Source organism: Aliterella sp. E5.1, from assembly GCF_057473825.1.
Map to the genome: position 1 here is coordinate 77,608 of NZ_JBYCCV010000003.1, position 18,515 is coordinate 96,122.

The 18,515-nt window shown below is 40.6% G+C and carries 17 protein-coding genes; 10 read left to right on the forward strand and 7 right to left on the reverse strand.

All coding sequences use genetic code 11. The features are described 5' to 3' along the window. Window positions 1-16 precede the first annotated feature (16 nt). The 6 genes from hepA to AC2VE5_RS02235 all read left to right on the forward strand — a co-directional run bounded on the left by hepA (window position 17) and on the right by AC2VE5_RS02235 (window position 7,812). Window positions 17-1,867, forward strand: coding sequence for a heterocyst formation ABC transporter subunit HepA (gene hepA / locus AC2VE5_RS02210; protein ID WP_486886149.1), 1,851 nt, complete (start codon window positions 17-19; stop codon window positions 1,865-1,867). A 318-nt stretch (window positions 1,868-2,185) separates the two neighbouring features. Beyond that, entirely contained in the window at window positions 2,186-3,355 is a 1,170-nt protein-coding gene (locus tag AC2VE5_RS02215; protein WP_486886150.1) for a glycosyltransferase family 4 protein, read from the forward strand. Then, on the forward strand, window positions 3,352-4,353 hold the full coding sequence (locus AC2VE5_RS02220) for a glycosyltransferase (protein ID WP_486886151.1): 1,002 nt from the start codon (window positions 3,352-3,354) through the stop codon (window positions 4,351-4,353). The genes AC2VE5_RS02215 and AC2VE5_RS02220 overlap by 4 nt, the downstream gene beginning before the upstream one ends. 173 nt (window positions 4,354-4,526) lie before the next feature. Beyond that, the gene (locus AC2VE5_RS02225; protein WP_486886152.1) at window positions 4,527-5,528 is read left to right on the forward strand and encodes a glycosyltransferase family 2 protein; all 1,002 of its coding nucleotides are present in this window, start codon (window positions 4,527-4,529) and stop codon (window positions 5,526-5,528) included. A 146-nt stretch (window positions 5,529-5,674) separates the two neighbouring features. Next, window positions 5,675-6,673: a glycosyltransferase family 2 protein gene (locus AC2VE5_RS02230; protein WP_486886153.1), complete on the forward strand. Its 999-nt coding sequence runs from the start codon at window positions 5,675-5,677 to the stop codon at window positions 6,671-6,673. Further along, window positions 6,670-7,812, forward strand: a complete 1,143-nt coding sequence (locus AC2VE5_RS02235; protein WP_486886154.1) for a glycosyltransferase — start codon at window positions 6,670-6,672, stop codon at window positions 7,810-7,812. Before AC2VE5_RS02230 ends, AC2VE5_RS02235 begins: the two co-directional genes overlap by 4 nt. 78 nt (window positions 7,813-7,890) lie before the next feature. On the opposite strand, the gene AC2VE5_RS02240 is transcribed toward AC2VE5_RS02235, so the two are convergent. Further along, window positions 7,891-9,087, reverse strand: coding sequence for a hypothetical protein (locus AC2VE5_RS02240; protein ID WP_486886155.1), 1,197 nt, complete (start codon window positions 9,085-9,087; stop codon window positions 7,891-7,893). Between the two features lie 312 nt (window positions 9,088-9,399). Between AC2VE5_RS02240 and AC2VE5_RS02245 the strand changes: the two genes are divergently transcribed. After that, the gene (locus tag AC2VE5_RS02245) at window positions 9,400-9,789 is read left to right on the forward strand and encodes a hypothetical protein (protein WP_486886156.1); all 390 of its coding nucleotides are present in this window, start codon (window positions 9,400-9,402) and stop codon (window positions 9,787-9,789) included. A 14-nt stretch (window positions 9,790-9,803) separates the two neighbouring features. Here AC2VE5_RS02245 and AC2VE5_RS02250 read toward each other — a convergent pair whose 3' ends face one another. After that, entirely contained in the window at window positions 9,804-11,306 is a 1,503-nt protein-coding gene (locus AC2VE5_RS02250; RefSeq protein WP_486886157.1) for an Ig-like domain-containing domain, read from the reverse strand. A 270-nt stretch (window positions 11,307-11,576) separates the two neighbouring features. Between AC2VE5_RS02250 and AC2VE5_RS02255 the strand changes: the two genes are divergently transcribed. Continuing rightward, window positions 11,577-12,239 carry a DUF4142 domain-containing protein gene (locus tag AC2VE5_RS02255; protein WP_486886158.1) on the forward strand — a complete coding sequence of 221 codons (663 nt, stop codon included), beginning with the start codon at window positions 11,577-11,579 and terminating at the stop codon, window positions 12,237-12,239. A 102-nt stretch (window positions 12,240-12,341) separates the two neighbouring features. Then, window positions 12,342-12,941: a prolyl hydroxylase family protein gene (locus AC2VE5_RS02260; RefSeq protein ID WP_486886159.1), complete on the forward strand. Its 600-nt coding sequence runs from the start codon at window positions 12,342-12,344 to the stop codon at window positions 12,939-12,941. 1 nt (window position 12,942) lies between these two features. Here the strand turns inward: AC2VE5_RS02260 and AC2VE5_RS02265 are convergent, their stop codons facing one another. The 3 genes from AC2VE5_RS02265 to AC2VE5_RS02275 all read right to left on the reverse strand — a co-directional run bounded on the left by AC2VE5_RS02265 (window position 12,943) and on the right by AC2VE5_RS02275 (window position 15,402). After that, complete coding sequence (locus tag AC2VE5_RS02265) at window positions 12,943-13,698, reverse strand: TIGR03943 family putative permease subunit (RefSeq protein WP_486886160.1); 756 nt, start codon at window positions 13,696-13,698, stop codon at window positions 12,943-12,945. A 15-nt stretch (window positions 13,699-13,713) separates the two neighbouring features. After that, window positions 13,714-14,739 (reverse strand): permease, encoded by a 1,026-nt coding sequence (locus AC2VE5_RS02270; RefSeq protein ID WP_486886161.1) that lies wholly within the window; start codon window positions 14,737-14,739, stop codon window positions 13,714-13,716. 117 nt (window positions 14,740-14,856) lie between these two features. Then, window positions 14,857-15,402, reverse strand: a complete 546-nt coding sequence (locus AC2VE5_RS02275; protein WP_486886162.1) for a L,D-transpeptidase — start codon at window positions 15,400-15,402, stop codon at window positions 14,857-14,859. Between the two features lie 288 nt (window positions 15,403-15,690). On the opposite strand from AC2VE5_RS02275, the gene AC2VE5_RS02280 reads away from it, so the two are divergent. Continuing rightward, window positions 15,691-16,332 (forward strand): hypothetical protein, encoded by a 642-nt coding sequence (locus tag AC2VE5_RS02280; protein WP_486886163.1) that lies wholly within the window; start codon window positions 15,691-15,693, stop codon window positions 16,330-16,332. Between the two features lie 114 nt (window positions 16,333-16,446). Here AC2VE5_RS02280 and rimM read toward each other — a convergent pair whose 3' ends face one another. Further along, window positions 16,447-17,070 carry a ribosome maturation factor RimM gene (gene rimM / locus AC2VE5_RS02285; protein ID WP_486886164.1) on the reverse strand — a complete coding sequence of 208 codons (624 nt, stop codon included), beginning with the start codon at window positions 17,068-17,070 and terminating at the stop codon, window positions 16,447-16,449. Further along, the gene (locus tag AC2VE5_RS02290) at window positions 17,067-18,362 is read right to left on the reverse strand and encodes a valine--pyruvate transaminase (RefSeq protein WP_486886165.1); all 1,296 of its coding nucleotides are present in this window, start codon (window positions 18,360-18,362) and stop codon (window positions 17,067-17,069) included. Before AC2VE5_RS02290 ends, rimM begins: the two co-directional genes overlap by 4 nt. Window positions 18,363-18,515: the final 153 nt, after the last annotated feature.

Consider the following 18,515-nt stretch of genomic DNA (forward strand, 5'->3'; position numbering starts at 1 on the left):
CTACCAGTAGATACTTATGGGTTTTAATCTTCCTGCTCCTGTCCGCACTTCCCTTAAAGCTACTACCTTCTGGAAAGACAATTACTTAATTTTAAGAGAGTTTAAGTATTTTCCTGGAATTGCAGTTTTAGCTGTAGTTTTTGCCATCGGTGCCGCAGCTTTTGAGGGTTTTGGATTAGGATTTTTGCTAGCTTTTCTGCAAGGCTTAGTTAACCCAGATTTACCACCAATTCAGACTGGCATTAAATGGTTCGATCTTTCAGTTTTAGGAATAGATAAACCACCCATCGAGCGGCTTTATCGAGTATCGGCATTGATACTCGCTGCTACTTGGATTCGAGCAATTTTTAATTACTTGAGTCAAGTTTATACAGAAATGACTCAGCTAAATTTGGTAGATAGGCTGAGAAAAAGAATTTTTGAACAACTTCAATCCTTAAGCTTAAGTTACTTCTCTACCAGTAATTCTGGCGAACTAATTAACACGATTACCCGGGAAATTTCGAGGCTGCAACAAGCTTTTGGTTTGAGTTCCTTTATTTTTACTAAAGTATTAACACTGTTAGTATATGGAATTATAATTTTCCAACTGTCTTGGCAACTATCAATTATCGCCCTTGCTTTATTTACTCTATTGGCAGTAGGGTTGTCGGCGCTGAATAAGCAAGTTAGAGAGGCTAGTTTTGTAGTTTCTAAAGCTAACGGTAAGTTTACCTCAAGAGCTATTGAACTAATTAATGGCATTCGTACTATTCAAGCTTCAGCTAGCCAAGACTTTGAACGCAAGCGCTACTACAAAGCTAGTAATGATGTGGTTCAAAGTTCAATCAAAGCAACCTTAGGCTTGGCAATTGTTAGACCCTTTGCTGAAGGAGCGGCTACAACGGTTCTTGTGAGCATGATTATTTTAGCAATTACGATATTTGTTGCTAATGGAACTTTAGAAGTCGCTTCGTTACTAACATTTTTGTTTACATTATTTCGCCTTGTCCCATCTATTCATGAAATAAATGGCAACCGAGCTTTGTTAAGCAGTTTTGGCGGCTCGATTGATAACGTCATGCGCCTCCTAAAAACTGAGGATAAAAAATATTTAATTAACGGTACGCAAGAATTTACTGGTTTAAAGCAGGCGATTGAATTTAGATCGGTAGACTTCGGCTACGAACCTAATACCTTAGTGCTGAATAATGTCACTTTAACAATTAAAAAAGGACAGACAACAGCTTTAGTTGGTTCTTCGGGTGCGGGTAAAACCACCTTAGCCGATTTGATTCCCCGCTTCTACGACCCCTTGCAGGGTCAAGTGTCTTATGACGGCATTGATTTACGAGAGTTGGATATCAATACAGTCCGTCGCCGGATGGCGGTTGTTAGTCAAGATACCTTCATTTTTAATAACTCCGTATATAACAACATTGCTTATGGCATAGAATCTATAACTCAAGCTGAGGTAGAACAAGCAGCACAACTTGCAAACGCTCTAGGATTTATATTGGAGATGCCTGAAGGCTTTGATACGATTTTGGGAGATCGGGGAGTGCGGCTATCTGGGGGTCAACGCCAGAGAATTGCGATCGCCCGCGCTTTGCTTCGCAATCCAGAAATTCTCATTCTTGACGAAGCAACTAGCGCTCTCGACTCTGTATCAGAGCGATTAATTCAAGAATCTTTGGAAAAACTAACAGTAGGACGAACTGTAATTGCGATCGCTCACCGTTTATCAACTATCGCCAAAGCAGATAAAGTTGTGGTTCTCGAACAAGGCAAAATTGTCGAACAAGGCGCTTATCAAGAATTGCTGCTTCAGCGCGGAAAGTTATGGCACTATCACAATATGCAAAATGAGTTGGGTCAAAAAAGCTGAAAACTAACTATAGTTTGATTTGAACTGCTGAGATAGAAATACCTTTTATCTCATTTTTTTAGCAATTTCAACGCTCAAAGGTCGTACTCATCAGCGATCAAAACTCGTTTTGAGTCACCGAGCATTTACTACTTTAGACTGATTGACAACCAAAAAACCTACTTTTGTACATTTTAATCCACTTTTTTTTATATAAGTTGTCAACAATATCGAACTTATTGTCAAAGTAGACTAACCCATTACACACTACTATAGTTAAAGTAAGTTCACAGAAAGTGGTAATAATTAACAATCGCTAGGTAAGGACACTATGTATTCATGCAGATAGCCTATCTAACTAGCTACGATGTTTTAGATGCCACAAAGTGGCCAAGAAACAAAATAGGACTCTGTGGCGCAGGCTCTTATTTGGCTAAAAGCTTAGAATCTCAATCTACACCCCTACACTACGTTGGTTCTTTAGAGGAAATTAAACCGTCATTCAACCACAAGTTTAAGTGGCATCTGAATCAAAAACTATTCAAGAAAGATTACTTTTATTTTTTGGAGCCATCGGTACTAGAAAAATACAGCGCTCAAATTCTGCCGAAACTAGCCAAATCTAAGTCCGATGTAGTGCTGTGTCCAGAAAATAGTATTCCTATTGCTTACCTTGAATGCGAACAACCGATTGTTTTATGGACAGATGCACCCTTATCTGCGTCTGTCAACTTTTACCCATGGTTGAGTAATTTGACAGAGGAAACTCTCAATCATCTGTACGCAATGGAGAAACTTGCACTAGAAAAATGCAAATTACTAATTTTTTTATCAGATTGGGCGGCTCAAAACACTATTGAGACTTATGGTATCGATCCAGCCAAAGTTAGGGTGATTCCCTGGGGGGCCAATTTAGAAACCAATCGTGATCGCCAAGACATCCAAAATATAGTAGAAGCAAAGAATGACGAATGCTGCAAATTACTATTTATTGGTGTGGAGTGGATTAGAAAAGGTGGAGATATTGCCTTACAAGTAGCTGAGGAGTTGAACTCTAAAGGAATAAAAACTGAATTATCGGTAGTGGGTTGCGAACCAACAACAGAAAATCCTTTGCCAAATTACGTAAAAACGTTGGGTTTTATTCCAAAACATACGCCGGAAGGCTTGAACAAGCTTACTAAGCTATTTACTGAATCTCATTTTTTAGTTTTGCCTTCAAAAGCAGATTTTTCGCCACACGTTTTTTGTGAAGCTAATTCTTTTGGGCTACCTTGTATTAGCACCCAAGTAGGCGGCATTCCAACTTTAATCAAAGACGATCTAAATGGCAAAACATTTGCATTAACTGCAAGTATCTCTGAATACTGTGACTATATTGCAACACTGATGAATAACTATAGCGATTACAAGAAATTAGCATATTCTTCATTTAATGAATATCAAAGTCGCTTGAATTGGTCTGTAGCCGGACAAACAGCTAGAAAAGTAATTCAGGAGGTGTTATGACTAATGTCACACCAGTTATCTCTGTAGTTATCCCAGTTTATAATGGTGCAAAAACAATTAAAGAAACTATCGAATCTGTCTTGCATCAAACTTATGAAAACTTTGAATTAATTGTCATCAACGATGGTTCTCAAGACGACACTTTAGCAGTTATTGCTAGTATTCAAGAACAGAGAATCAAAGTATTTTCTTACCCAAATGCTGGTTTATCTGCAAGTCGTAACCGTGGTTTTGCTTGTAGTTGTGGCGAATTTATTGCTTTTTTAGATGCTGACGATCTTTGGACTACTGACAAATTAGAGTCACAATTAAAAGCTTTGCAACAAAACCCACAAGCTGCGGTTGCTTATAGTTGGACTGACCATATTGATGAATACGGGCAAATTTTAGGACCAGACTCCTACGTTTCTTGTAGTGGCAATATTTATGAGAGACTTTTGCTCGGTAACATACTATCTTGTGGTTCTAATAATTTAATTCGTACTCAAGCTCTAAATAAAGTCGGTGGCTTTGATGAATTTTTGAAGGCAGCAGAAGATTGGGATATGTGGCTGCGACTAGCTGCTCAATATGAGTTTGTTGTTGTTCCTCGCCCTCAAGTTTTATATAGAATATCTTCGTCCTCAATGTCTACCAATATTTCTAAAATGGAGGTAGCATCCTTACAAGTTATTGAACGAGCATATAATCAAGCTCCAGAATCTTTGCAGCACCTCAAAAGCCAATCATTGGGATACCTCTACAATTTTTTGATAGCTAAAGCGTTGCAAGATCCTATGAAACGAAAAAGAGGATTAAAAGCCGCAAAAATGCTCGTAAATTATTTAACGAAAGATTCGTTATTAAGATTGGGTCGGTTCAAAATATCCCTTTTGTCTAAAGTTATTACTGCCAACTTGTCGCCATTTTTTCCAGGTTCAATAAAGGAACAAAACAAAAAAAGACTGATTCTAGAAAACAACAAGAATGTAATTGTAAAAACCGCACTTAAGCACTAATAGCCACACTAACTAATTCAGCAAAATCTACTCAAGTAAAAATCCCTTTGAGCTACACGTCAACTATCATAAAGGCTTTACTTTTTATCAAGCTTAAGTATAAATAGCTGGCGTTAATTAAGTAGTTAAGGTAAAAATTCAATTTTAAAATGTTCAAAAACAAGAGTAATGTTATGCCAAAAGTATCTGTGATTATTCCTGCATACAATGCAATGACTTATTTACCAGAAACTTTAGAATCAGTCTTGCAGCAGACTTTTACTGATTTTGAAGTATTAATTGTAAATGATGGTAGCTCCGATCGTATAGTATCTTGGGCTAAGTGCATAGAGGACGAGCGCGTCCAACTTATCTCCCAGTCAAATCAAGGTGTCTCAATTGCTAGAAATACAGCAATCGGTAAAGCTAAAGGCGAATACATCGCATTTTTAGACGCGGATGATTTGTGGCAGCCGACAAAGTTAGAAAAACAAGTACAATTTTTGGACAATAATCCTACGGTAGGATTGGTATCTACGTGGATGATTTTGACTGACGAGCATAGTAATTTTCTGTCGGAAGTCAAGCTCAATTTTAAGCAAGGAAATATCAGAAAAGAAATAATGGAAATTGGTTTAATCCCCTGTGGTAGTATTCCAATGGTGCGTCGAGCTTGCTTTGACACCGCAGGTTTATTTGATTCTACTTTGCGTTTTGGCGAAGACTGGGAAATGTGGGCGCGGATTGCTGCGGAATACGATTTTGGGTTGATAAGAGAGTCGCTAGTCTACTATAGACAGCATCCAAAAAATTCTTCAAAAAAAGCTGAAGAAATGCTCCCAGATTTCGATCGATTAATTGAAAAAATGTTTGATTCTGCTCCTACCGAGTTGCTACCTATAAAAGCAAAAGCTTACGGACAAATGAATTCTTACATAGCTTGGAAATATCTAGAAAACAAAAACTACCGACAAGCAAGGAAGTTTCGTGATCGGGCTATTAAATATTGTCCTCAAATGCAATACACCAAAAAAATTCTTCACCTAAGCCTACTGGTTTTTGTCAAAAGTAAGGTGAGCAAAAATATTTATAATAAATCGGCTAAATTATTGCGATCGCTGCGACAGCAACAAAAATCGCTAATGAGTAGACAGCTACAACCAATTGTAGGAGGCGATCGCCATAATCAAAAATAAATACAGGATTTGCCTAGAATTTCTATCTGAAAATAGAGTAACTTAACTGGCTTCATGAAAATATCAAGAATTTTTGGGGAAAAATTGGATAAAATACTTAAGCATTTCCAGTGAATGTTACTTGCAAATTAGAAGGATTATAGACTATGGCTTTAGTTGACGAGCAAGAACCTTTAGTAAGTGTTGTGATCTCAACCTACAATCGCCAAGCCTACTTAAAAGAAGCGATTTCTAGTGTCGTACAGCAGACCTATAAAAATATTGAAGTTATCGTTGCCGATGACTGTAGTGTAGAAAGCCCAAAAGTACTTGTTGACGCTTTTCAAGATTCACGGTTGCACCTAAGAATTAATGAAAAAAACCTAGGTATGGGTCCAAACCTTACTTCTGCTTTCGCACTAGCAAAAGGCAAGTATGTTGCTAGTATTAATGATGATGATGTTTGGCAAAAAGACTTTTTAGAAAAACTTGTGCCGCTTTTGGAAAACAACCCAGAAGTAGTAGTGGCTTTTTGCGATTATTATGTAATTAATAGCGATAGTAGCATTAACGAAAAGCTGACGGGAGAACATGCCCAGCGCGAAAAAAGAGCAGGGTTAGAAGCAGGAATATATCAGCCCTACTACAAACTTGCTTTGGTAGATAAAGCTATATTTAGCTCTTTAGCAAATGTGATTCGTAGAGACGCAGTAGATTGGAATAAACTTGCCAACGCTGGTGCTGATGCGGGGGTTTTTTACGACTTTTATATGACTTACTTGGCTTGTAGTTCGGGCAAAGCCGCCTACTATTGTCCAGAAAAACTAGCATTTTACCGCGTACACGAACAATCAGAAAATGTAATTAGCGGTAGTAAAAACGTTCAAGCTAAAATTCGTAAAGGTAAAGCAGCGATTTTTTGCTGTAAAACCTTTATTGAAGACCCTGTTCTCCAGGAATTTAGACCTTACTTTGAGCAAGAATTAGCTCATGCAAATACAACTTTAGCCATCGGTTTATTACGGGCGGGGCAAGTAGCAGAAGCTAGACCTTATTTGCGAGCGGCGATCGCCAAGCAAAAGTTTAATCTCCGCACTTTAGTTGCATTAACCCTTAGTTATACTCCTCAACCGATAGCTCGCCAATTTTTAGGTGCAGCCAAGTGACAAAAATTCTATTTTTAGATCAAAGTGGTAAGCCGGGGGGTGCCGAACTTTGTTTGGTAGATATTGCCAAGCCCTACCGCGATAGTTGTTTGGTTGGCTTGTTTGCAGATGGTACGTTTAAGCAGTTGCTAGAACAACAGCAAATTCCTGTCCAGGTGCTGGCAACTCAATCTATAGAAGTACGCAAAGAAAGCGGTTTAGCGCGCGGGGTGGGAAGTTTAGGTCAACTACTACCTTTAATTAATCGCGTAGCTACTCTGAGCCGCAATTACGATTTAATTTATGCTAATACCCAAAAAGCTCTAGTAGTAGGTGCGATCGCTAGTTTTCTTAGTCGTCGTCCCTTGGTATACCATCTGCACGATATTTTGTCTTTAGATCACTTTAGTGCCACCAATCGCCGTATTGCCGTGACTCTAGCTAACCGTGCGGCTTTGGTTATTGCCAATTCTCAGGCAAGTCAAGCTGCTTTTATCGCCGCCGGGGGGCAAAAAGATATTGTCGAGTTTGTTTATAATGGCTTCGATCTAGCGTCGTATCAATTACCTGCTACTTCCACAATCAAACAGCAGCTAGGAATAGAAGACAAATTTGTTGTTGGACATTTTAGCCGTTTATCGCCCTGGAAAGGTCAGCATATATTGATTGAAGCCCTAACCCATTGCCCAGAAGATGTTGTAGCGCTTTTGATTGGCGATGCCTTATTTGGCGAACAAGACTACGTGCAACAACTACAAGCCCAAGTTGCCGACTTAAACTTGAAACATCGAGTTAAGTTTTTAGGCTTTCGCGATGATGTGCGATCTCTAATGACTGCCTGCGACTTGGTTACTCACACATCAACCGTTGCCGAACCTTTTGGGCGGGTAATTGTCGAAGCGATGTTGTGCGGTACGCCTGTAGTTGCGACTCAAGCTGGGGGCGCTAAAGAATTAGTAGATCCTGGTAAAACAGGTTGGCTAGTCGCACCGGGCGATGCAATAGAGTTGGCTTCAGTTATTAATGCTTGCAAGGAGCAACCCGAACAAAGCGCAAACATGGCTAGAGACGCAAAGTTGCAGGCAAGTCAAAGATTTGATGTAGCCGCAATTAATCAGCAGATTGCTCAACTATTGAGTCAGGTAGTTAAAACTACTTAGAGGGAATAACTTGCCGTTAATGTACTTGTCGCGCTGCTGAAGCCTGCTTTGCTAGGTTTCCTTTTATAGGTGTAAGCTTTAGGAGACAAAGCTGGGTAGTTCAATTGAGGCTAAAGATTTTCGCCCTTTGGGAGGACGAGAAGGATACAATAGCGGCGAAGGTGATTTTGCGTTACGGGCTTGGGTTTCTATCGGCGAGGCTACGGCTTGCACTTCGTCGGTAGCTGTTGGGGCGATCGCATCTTCTATTGGAGAGTCACTTGATGATACTGGAGAAACATCAATTTCCTTTTCTATAGCTATCGATGGGAAAGGATCTGTTTCCTCTATATCTGCATTACTTTGTCTTTGGGAATGTTGACGCTCCCAGGATAAATCTACTTGATTGCTTGCCCCTCTTGTTTGGGTTGTCCACGGCTGAATTGGTTGGGTTTTAGCAGTAAAGCTAGATAAATCCTCTAAGTTGTTTGCCTTTGATCCGGCATTGTCATCAGATAATTGGTAGCTAGGGGTGGGTACTTCTAAGCATTTTTCTAAAGCAACTTTGAGTTGCAAACTATGTTGCTGCTCCCGATTTAGGCGAGTACGCAAATCTCGACAATTATCTTTTTCTACGGCTAGTCGATCGAATTGTTCGCTATAGTCAGCCTGAATTTGAGCTACCAGTTGTTTATTAACGGCTAGTTCTGTAGTTAGTTTTTCAATTAAGCTTTGCTGCTCTTGAATCGCTTGGTAACTAGCTTCTAGTTCTCGATTTTGCTTATCCAATCTTGACTTTGCTTCATTAAATTGCCCTTTGTAAGTTTCTAGATCTTCGTGAAACTCTGTTATTGCTTGGGTTAAATAGGTAACTCGCTTGACTAATTTGCCATTTGATAAGTGTAAGTCTTGAATTTGAGCCATCAAGTTGTTTAGATTTGATGGTAAAAGGGCAATTTCTTGATTATCTATAATCGGCAATGGAGAGATAATGCAAAAATTAGCTTGTTGCGGACTTTCTATAGATATTGCTGTAACTTCTACTTCTACCAACTTGTTTTGAACGGGAATAAATTGATTTGAGGAATGGTCATACCCTACATTAGTCTGAATTTCTGCTACAGAATTGACATAATTCATTAATTCTTCTAAAGCTCGGTTTTGATGATGTTCCTCTTTAGTTGTGGGTATAACTTGATTTGGTGAAGCGTCACAAGTTGAATCAGTCTGAATTTTTGCTACATAATTCATTAATTCCTCTAATGCCCAATTTTTATAGCTTTCAGATTCATTCATTGTTATTTGATGTTCTATTTACAAGTATTTACATTTAGATAGCGATCGCCAACAATTGATTATTTCTATCCTTTGATACCAAGTATTAGATCGTTGTATTTCATCAATTTACATGGTTTTAAAATACTTTGTTAGTTAACTTTTGATTAAATAAAACTACACAACAAATTAAATTGAGTGTCAACCGTAATTTCACTTAAACTTAGTTTTTATTTGGTCAGTACAAAGGTACTGCTAAAAAAATTGTTTTTATAATAGTTGCGATCGCACGTTTTGCTATGCTAAATATCCAAGTAACGAGCAATTAGTCCAATGGAGCAACTAGATCGCCTGCTATTAATGGCAGAGGATGAGCTAACTGAGTACAGTACCACTGCCCGCAAAATTGAAAAACTGCGCCGAAAAATTGGTTTATCAGTATCTGCCGCCGAGCAAAAACAAGCAAAAGAGTCATTAATAGCAAGTATGCAATCTGATTGGATTCGGCAGCTAGTAGAAGAACAACGCCAAACGGTAGCCTTGCCTTTTTGGGGCATTGCTGGCTTAGGATTATTGGTAGGTATTTCTTTTTCTGAACCCTTGGGATTAGTGGCGGCGATAGGCGGCGCCATCGCCGCTTATCGCCTGCAAAAATGGGGTTGGCAATTGCAAGCAAAGCGGCTATTGATGCAAACTTTCGCAGAAATTGAAGCTCAAAGCTAGAAAATAGGAATTAATCACGGTAGCCAACGAGGATGAAAACCCGGTAAAGGTAATTGTTCTGGTTGGAGTTGAGTGGGGGTTGTCGATACCGAAGCGGGAGCAAATAGAGGCACTAACCATAGGCGACTTGTGGCGATTTCTTCCCCATCACTGGTACGCGGAACATTGTTTTGAGTCGGACTATTAGGGGCTGGAGTGGTGACAATTTGATCTAACAATAAAGCCAAACCATCCGGCGACAAACTAATTTGTACGTCTCTTTGTTCGGGCATCACGATCAAAGGGGTTTGCTTGCCAGAATTGATATCAATAGCTGCCAAATAAGGCTGTTCTTGATATATTTCTCCCTCAATTAACTGCGTCAACATACAGTAGAGATTGGACAATACTGGATGAAACAGACAGCTATTAATTGAACCTGTAGTCCGGAGCAACTCTTTTTGCAAGCCTTGGTTATTGACCAAAAATAGCGATCGCGTGTAGTCAGAATTGAACCGTACCATCACCGCTTGAGTCCCATCCGGGGCAAAATCTAATACCATCCCAAACTTAGGCAAAAAGTCTAGAGGTTTGGTTGCTTGAGCTTGTAGCGGCAAAATTGCGACTCCTTGCCCTTGAGCAACGGCAACAGAGCTACTATCGGGGGTGATTAAAAAATCTCCTCCTGGTTGGCTCTGGAACAGTTGCGCCTTGGGGAGTTTATCGTCGTCGTTACTACGCAATATCCACAATCCAAACTCGCCAGGATTTTTTCGATTTACTCGCTGCACCACTATAGTTTTGCCATCAGCGGACAATTCAAACTTTAAATTTTGGTAATCTTTGCTATCTAAAATTAGCTCCACCCTGCCTAAAGGAGGATTGTTTTTAGAATCAGGATCGGGCGAAAGCCCCGTTGTGACTGTATATAACTGTGATAGTGGTAGGCTTGAGCGATCGCTAACTCGCTCGGTAGCAGAAAAGAGAATTTTGTTGCTTGTGGGGTAGGGCTGAAAATCGCCCACCACTAAGTCTTTGGGAGTCAGGATAGTTTTTTGCTGTCCTGTGAGATTGTAGAGAATTAACTTACCTTGTTCTTCCCCTTCCACTCCCAGATAGACAAAAGCGCGATCGCGACTTTGAAAAACGCCTTTAAATGGTTGAATAGACTTGGTATCTGTTCGGGTGAAGCGATCTTTTGCCCCATTTAACAGCACTTGGTAGGAAGTACCGTAAGGAGGTGGGGAAAGTAAGGTATAAGCCATCTTGCGCCCTGCCCAGCTAATTTTACCAGGCAAGGGCGGATCGATTTGGATGTTTTCTTCTACACTTTTGGTATCCATTGGACGACTAAAGTTGAGATAAAAAGCCGTATCTTCTACCCCAACTCGTTTATTTTGCCAGCTAAACTCTCGGACGCGCGGTGCAACCGCATCGCCTTGGAATAGTAGCAGCACCGTTAGTAGACCCAACACAACTATCAAAGCTGTTGCTACGCGATCTAACGGTTGAAAAAATGACTTATTACTTAGGAACATTTATCACCTCAAAACTAACCTATAAAGCTTATTGGAGAGTCACTGCGGGTAATTGATAAAATAGCTCAAAACTATATTTTTGTATCTAAATTAACCTAAAGACAGAGGATTCTTATGACTAGGAGATTGCTAATAGAGTAAAGGTATGTGGTTAACAAGTTTTTAGTTTTTACCTCTGTAAAAACCATACTTATAGTTAGCAAATGCGATCGCTCCCTGTGACCCATACAGTTATTTAGCACAATATTCTCGGATTCTTCAGGTAAAGCAATGACGAGCAAACGGAACTTTGTAATGACCGCACTATTAGCTCTAGGGCTAATAGCATCTTTAGAGTACGCCTCAATCGCTCAATCTCCCTCACCTACTACTACCCCATCGCCGACTCCTATTCCTACTACTACCCCATCACCGACTCCTGGCTCAACTACACCTACAAACCCAGGCACTCGATCTAGTTTAAGTCAGTTTGATAGAGAGTTTATGGTTAAAGCGGCTCAAGGGGGAATGGCAGAAGTAGAATTTGGCAAAATCGCTAGCCAGAGAGCTTCTAGTAACGTTGTTAAAGAGTATGCACGCCGTATGGTTGTAGAACATACAACCGCAAACAATGAACTTATGGCTTTGGCACGACAAAAAGGCGTAACTTTGCCCACCACCATAGGTGAAGACAATGAGGAACTAAAACAAGAACTATCCCAGCTTTCAGGAGCAAAATTTGACCGAAAGTACATGGCAGAGGCAGGAATTGAAAGCCATGCAGAGCAAGCAGAACTGTTTGAGCGTCAAGTAAAACGCGGTCAAGATCCAGACGTACAAGCCTTTGCTAAGAAAACTCTACCTGTAGTCCAAAAACATTTGGCACAAGCTAGAGCGATCACTGGCAATCGCTCTGATTCATCACCTTGCAGCCATAGGTCAGGTTCTAACTAATAGCCACTAGATGTTATCCCACCATAGAGGGTGGGATAACAAATTTTTCGCTTAGCTAATTTAAGAATGCTATAACTCGTAGAAGCTACATTTATTTAATTTATGATTTCTACCGATGCTTGGTCTGTAACTGACTTGGGCGCAGACATTTTAGTATTTGAGCCATTACTTGATACTGCTCTATGCGACCATATTATGCAAGTTGCCGATTGCTGTCAGTTTCAGACGGCGGGAATTGAAATTGCCAAGGTAGAAGCTCAAGTGCGTAGTAATGAACTGCTATATTTGGGCGAACAAAATTCTTTATTGCAATCAACCAACCAGCTATTACTCAATCGAATTTATCTAATTCAAGAAACACTTTATCAAAACTATAGAGTCAAGTTTTCTCAAATAGAGACTTGTTCAATTTTACGCTACCGTCTAGAGCAGTTCTACAAGCGCCATGTTGATAATTTGCTGCTATTAGCTAGTCGCCGCGATGAAGTTGCTCAAGGAGTTTTAACTAGAGATGTAAGTATTGTCGGCTATCTTAATGATGATTTTGTTGGGGGAGAGACATTTTTCGATCGCCAAAATTTGAAATTCAAACCGCAAAAAGGTAGCGTTTTGGTATTCCCTTCTTACTATACTCATCCTCATCAATCTTTATCAGTAACAAAAGGCTGCAAATACGCTTTTACTAGCTGGCTATTTCATTAATTTAGTATTCGTAAGGATTTTGCGGCTCTTGAATTGGTTTCAACGAACTTGCTTGAATGGTCAATTGGCGTTTGTTTTGCAAATCTTGAGTAATCATTTCTCCCTCCACTTCTAACCAAGTATCTTGGGGATAAGCTTGCCGATTTTGAGTCAGTTTGACTGGTAATCCCACCGGGTAAGCATCCGCCGCACAACAAGTAATTACAAAGCGCGATAGCAATAAGTATTCTGGTGGTAATTCGGCGGGATGAATGACAAAGCCTTGCACTTTGACTTTTTGACCAGAATAGGCATCAGGTTCGGGATAAACATTAAGAGTTCGTACCCAGTCTATTAGGCTGCGTTCTTCGGAGCGTACAGAGGAGCGAAAAGCTTGGGGTTGGCTTCGTGTTGACTGCAAGACATCGGTTACGCCGCGCTGGAGGGCAGTTTGGCTGGCGAAGACGCGGGGGGTGATGACTAAGCCCAAAATTGCCGTTGATAGCAGTAAAGCGCTACTAAAGCCTGGTGGGAACAGGGTAATATGCTGAGGATTGGGAATATTGGAGCGCTTTCGCAGTAATTCTAGTGCCTTTAAGCTACTAACAATCGATAAGCCAATTCCCCCAGCAATTACTAACCAAAAATAATTGCGGTGAATAAGTAAGTTGAGTTTGCCAGTATGCCAGTATCGCAGCATGAGAATACCCCAAGAGGCGATCGCCAATACATCTAGCCACGGCAGTAAATAGTTTTGTAGTTTTTTGATTGCAGTCATTGGCAAAAGGAAAAGCTAAACAACATATAAATTGACCAATAATGTAAATAAAAATGTTAGTTGGGCAGCTAAGGCAAATAAGTAAAAAACTGCCCTAGGCTTAAATATTGATAGCATTAAACCCACACCTTTGAGGTCAATCATCGGACCAAAAACCAAAAAGGCTAATAAAGAACCACTGGTAAATACCGAAGCAAAAGAAAGGGCAAAAAATGAGTCTACGGTAGAGCAAATCGATACTACTGCCGCTAGTGCCATCATGGCAAGGATGGACGTGACTGGGCTATTGCCAAGACTAAGAATTACTTCGCGGGGAACCGTTACTTGAATTAACGCCGCGATCGCACTACCAATTACTAGCACTGCTCCTAGTTCTCGCAATTCTTGCACTGTATTATCTAAAAGTAACCGCAACTTATAAGCTAGAGGTTTGGCAGCAGAAGTAGCGGCTAATTGAGCCTGCATTACCGTCGCATCCATTCTAATTGGTTGATCTGCCCCAGCTAAGAGATAAGTCCCCGATTGCAGCAGTGGTGAAATCAATTCTTCTTTTACTGGCGGCGATAGCTGAGGTTTTTGCCAATTATTGGCGATCGCTGGTTGTAAAATTGCACTCAAATCAGCTTGAGCGCTAAATACCCAACCGATAGTAATGGCGATCACTAAAGAAAACACCACGCGCAGCACGACAATTTCTGGCTGATCTCGAAATGCCGTCCAAGTTGCCCAAATTACAATCGGGTTGATGGTTGGTGCAGCTAGTAAAAATCCCACCGCTACGGGTGCAGGTACTCCTTGCAAGAGCAATCGCCGAGCTACAGGTACGTTACCGCATTCGCATACCGGAAACAAAAAACCAATTAAACTACCCGTTATTGCCCCCAGTAAGGGATTTTTGGGCATCTTTGCCACTAATTGACGTTCGTCTATAAATAACAGCAGCAAGCCAGAGAACAAAACCCCCAGAAGCAAGAAAGGCATTGCTTCTACAAGCAAACTTAAAAATAGAGTAAAAGCATTGTTCAGTTGTTGTGGATTCATGCGTTTCTCACGTTTTGAGCGCCTTTGCAAGTGTCTGCTCAGCCATTTTAGATCTAATAGACGCAAATAGTTATCGTTATATCGAGTATTGCTCTAATTAGCATACCTCCTACCTGCTCAAGGTTTGACTGTTACAGGCGTACCAACATCTACTTGAGCATACAAAGCCAAAATATCTTGATTTCGCATTCTGACGCAGCCATGAGAAACTGCTTGCCCTACCAATTGTTCTTCAGGAGTACCATGAAAGCCAATAAAATTTTTGCCATCTGTCCAAAACCCAATCCATCTTGCGCCTAGAGGGTTTTTCGCGCCAGGGGGAACCAATTTACCCGTCCAGGGATGCTGCCAAGTCGGATCTCTTTGCATTTCCATAACTGTATAGCTGCCCACTGGGGTTTCCCAACCAGTTTTACCAATGGCTACTGGGTAACTTGCTGCTAATTCATTCCCCCGATACAAATAAACTCGGCGATCGCCTAACTTTAGAACTAAATTTGTCGTTTGGGTATTGCTTGTAGGTAATGGATCTATTAATAAATTACTTGGGTTGCTGATAGTTGATTCAATTGGTTCTGCTGTAAGCAAATGCTGGCTATTTATTACTAAGATTACTGTCCCTAATAACACTACACAGCTTCTAGATAATAAGCTAAATTTCACTTAGGTTTTGCCTCACTTTGTTTATCTGTCTAAACTCTTTTTTAACTTAATTTCTTTTCTTAGTTTCACTTATATTATTCTATATCTATATAGCTAAATTTCTAATTTTCTGCTCAAAAAAATTGTCCAAAAAAGACTTGAGAAATATACAAATGGGTAGATTTAATATTTTGTAACAAACCTTACTTTCTTAGAGGTAGCTAGTTCTATCAGCTATGATTAATTCAAAGTTAAGTGGTTAGTAGATGCAGCTTTTACAAGTCATACCGAAGTGAGGATTTAACAAGCATGAGACAACTAAAACTATTGCCTGGTACGATGATTTTGATGTTGGCATCAATATTATCAATCAATCCGGTTAGCGCTCAACCAACTCCAGAAAGCAGCACTGGCGGCATGAAAAATCAGATCGATCCAAACACGCCACAAACGCCAACTAGAACAAATACGCAGCCTGCGCCAACCCCAACGCAGATGGAAGGGCAGTCAGCGCCAACTTCGACTCCAACACAGACAGAAGGACAATCAGTACCAAGCTCAACAGATACTAATGCTACCAATACTGTAACTGGAACTGTTAGAAGTATTGAAGGGCAAGTAGTAACCCTAGCAACGGCTGACGGCGTAACTAGACAAATGAGGGTTTCTAGCGCAGACTTACAACGTCTAAATTTGCGTGAAGGGATGCAGATTTCCGCCACTGTAGATGCTCAATCGGTAGCTTCCAACATCACGGTAGCCCAGTCAAGTACAACGCAAACAGGTTCAGAAGCTACAGGAAGCCAAGTAGGTACAACAACTACCACCGAATCTACTACTTCTACACCTTCCACCGAAACAGATGCCAACAGTGAAACCCCTACAACAACCACTGAAAGCACAACAAGTGAACCTGATTCAACCAACCGCCCTGTAAGAGCTTTGTGGTAATCTAATCAAGAATTCGATCGCTTAATCGCTAAAAAAATGATGCTATTCTTTTTTACAGCATCATTTCTAGTTTTTATTTACAAATAGCCCATTGATAGATTGGGGAAAAATTTTCTAATTAAGTTCTAACAAGCCAGATGGGGGGGTAATTTCAATTCGCCCACCTTTTAAATCAACTATAGGCGCGATCGCTTTGACAAAAGGAATAAGCATATTTTTTGTTGAAGTACCTGGTGTAACAGGTTTAACTTCCAATAAATCATTACCTGCGGCAATTACATCTACCACCTTACCGACAACTTCTCCAGTTAGCTGATTGAATACCTCCAAGCCAATCAGATCTAAGACGTGATACTCATCTGCGCCTAAAGTTGGGCGATCGCTTTGGGGGACAAGTAACAAGCAGCCGCGCAAATCTTCCGCTTGATTGCGGGTAGTTATTTGAGATAGAGCGATCGCATACAAACCTTTTCCCTCAATATATCGTCCGTGGAGCAACTCAACGCTTTGCGGTTCCTCATCTTGAGAGCGCAACAACCACCGCGTACCTGGAATTACAAACCGTTCGGGGAAGTCCGAATCAGGATAAACTCTTAATTCCCCTTGCAAGCCTTGGGCGGCAACAATTTTACCTATTTGCAGCCAACCGTCAGGGAGTTTTAAGTAGGAAGTTTTGGCTTTGACATTCGGGAGTTTTAGGTTAGGAGTTTTGGTGACATCAATATTTTTTTTACTCATAACTGACAACTAACACCACTACTTAATTTTTGATACACTTGCTCAGTAACTCTGGCTAAACGCTGCATTCCTGTTTGGATCTCTGCATCGGTGGCGGTAAGACTAATTCGCAGACATTGATGCTTGTGCGCCCATTCTTCTTGTAAACCAGGGAAAAACGTACTCCCAGGAACGACAATTACCCCAACTTGCTTGAGTTGCTGATAAAATTCCCAATCGGTAATTGGCAAATCTTGCAGCCACAGCCAAGCAAAAATTGCTCCTTCACCGCGATGGAGAAACCAAGGCAAATTTTTAGGCATTGCTTGGTTTAAGGTACTTTCCAAAACCGAAAACTTCTTTTGATAAAAGGGACGAATAATTGATGTAGAAATATCTGCAAGCGCTCCTGAATCAATAGCCCGCGCGGCGATCGCTTGTCCGTAACGAGAGGGATGAATGCACATATTTGTCTGGAAAGACTCTAGCACCTGAATAACTTGCTCGTCTGCGATCGCAATTCCGATTCTTTCTCCTGGCAATCCAGCCTTAGATAAACTCATACAATGCACGATATTATCGCCAAATATAGGAGTAAATTCGGTAAAGTTCAACGCTGGGAAAGGCGGCCCGTAAGCAGAATCAATAAAAACAGGTACGTCGTAAGGTGCGGCTAAGTGGGCAATTTTTTTCACTTCCTCATCAGTCATTACGTTACCCGTAGGATTGCAAGGGCGGGAGAAAATGACGCAACCCGTACGATCGTTAATTTCTAACTGACTAAAATCAGGGCGGTACTTAAATTGATGATTAGCCTCGTCAATATCTAGGCGTGGTTTGTAGGCTTTGAGAGCTTCGGACGTTAAGCTAACACCGCCGTAGCCTGTATAGTCGGGGCTTAAGGGAAAGACAATTTGCTTGAGAGCGCCGCTAGAAGCATAGCCACCGAAAACATTAGCAGCATAGAAGTACAGTGATTGACTACCAGGAGTAATTAAAATATTGCGACTATTTAAGTTGAGATTGTAGCGGCGATTGAAGTCATTAGCGATCGCCTCAATCAAAGCCCCGTAACCTTGACTTGAACCATAACGACAAACTACATCCCCATATTCGGAACTAGCCAATAATTCGGCGGTACAATCGCGCCATAGTTGCTCTACCTGGGGCAAAATCAACGGATTTCCCGCACTCAAATTAATAAATTCTTGCCCGTTACTTGCTTGCAGTGTTTCCACAATGTCTTTCATAATTGCCCTAACACCAGTCAGGGTAGACATTTGAGTACCAATTTTAGTAAGGGCAGGTTTCATAATAATAAAATCAGAATTAGTTTTGACAAATTGGGGCTTTCTAGCAGTCTAGTGGTAAGTTTTAACTTCAACCAAAGACAAATGTACTTTGTATAACAATTTTAAACAGTTATCTTCATTTAGTCGCTAAAGCCAGCGATCTTAGACAAGTTA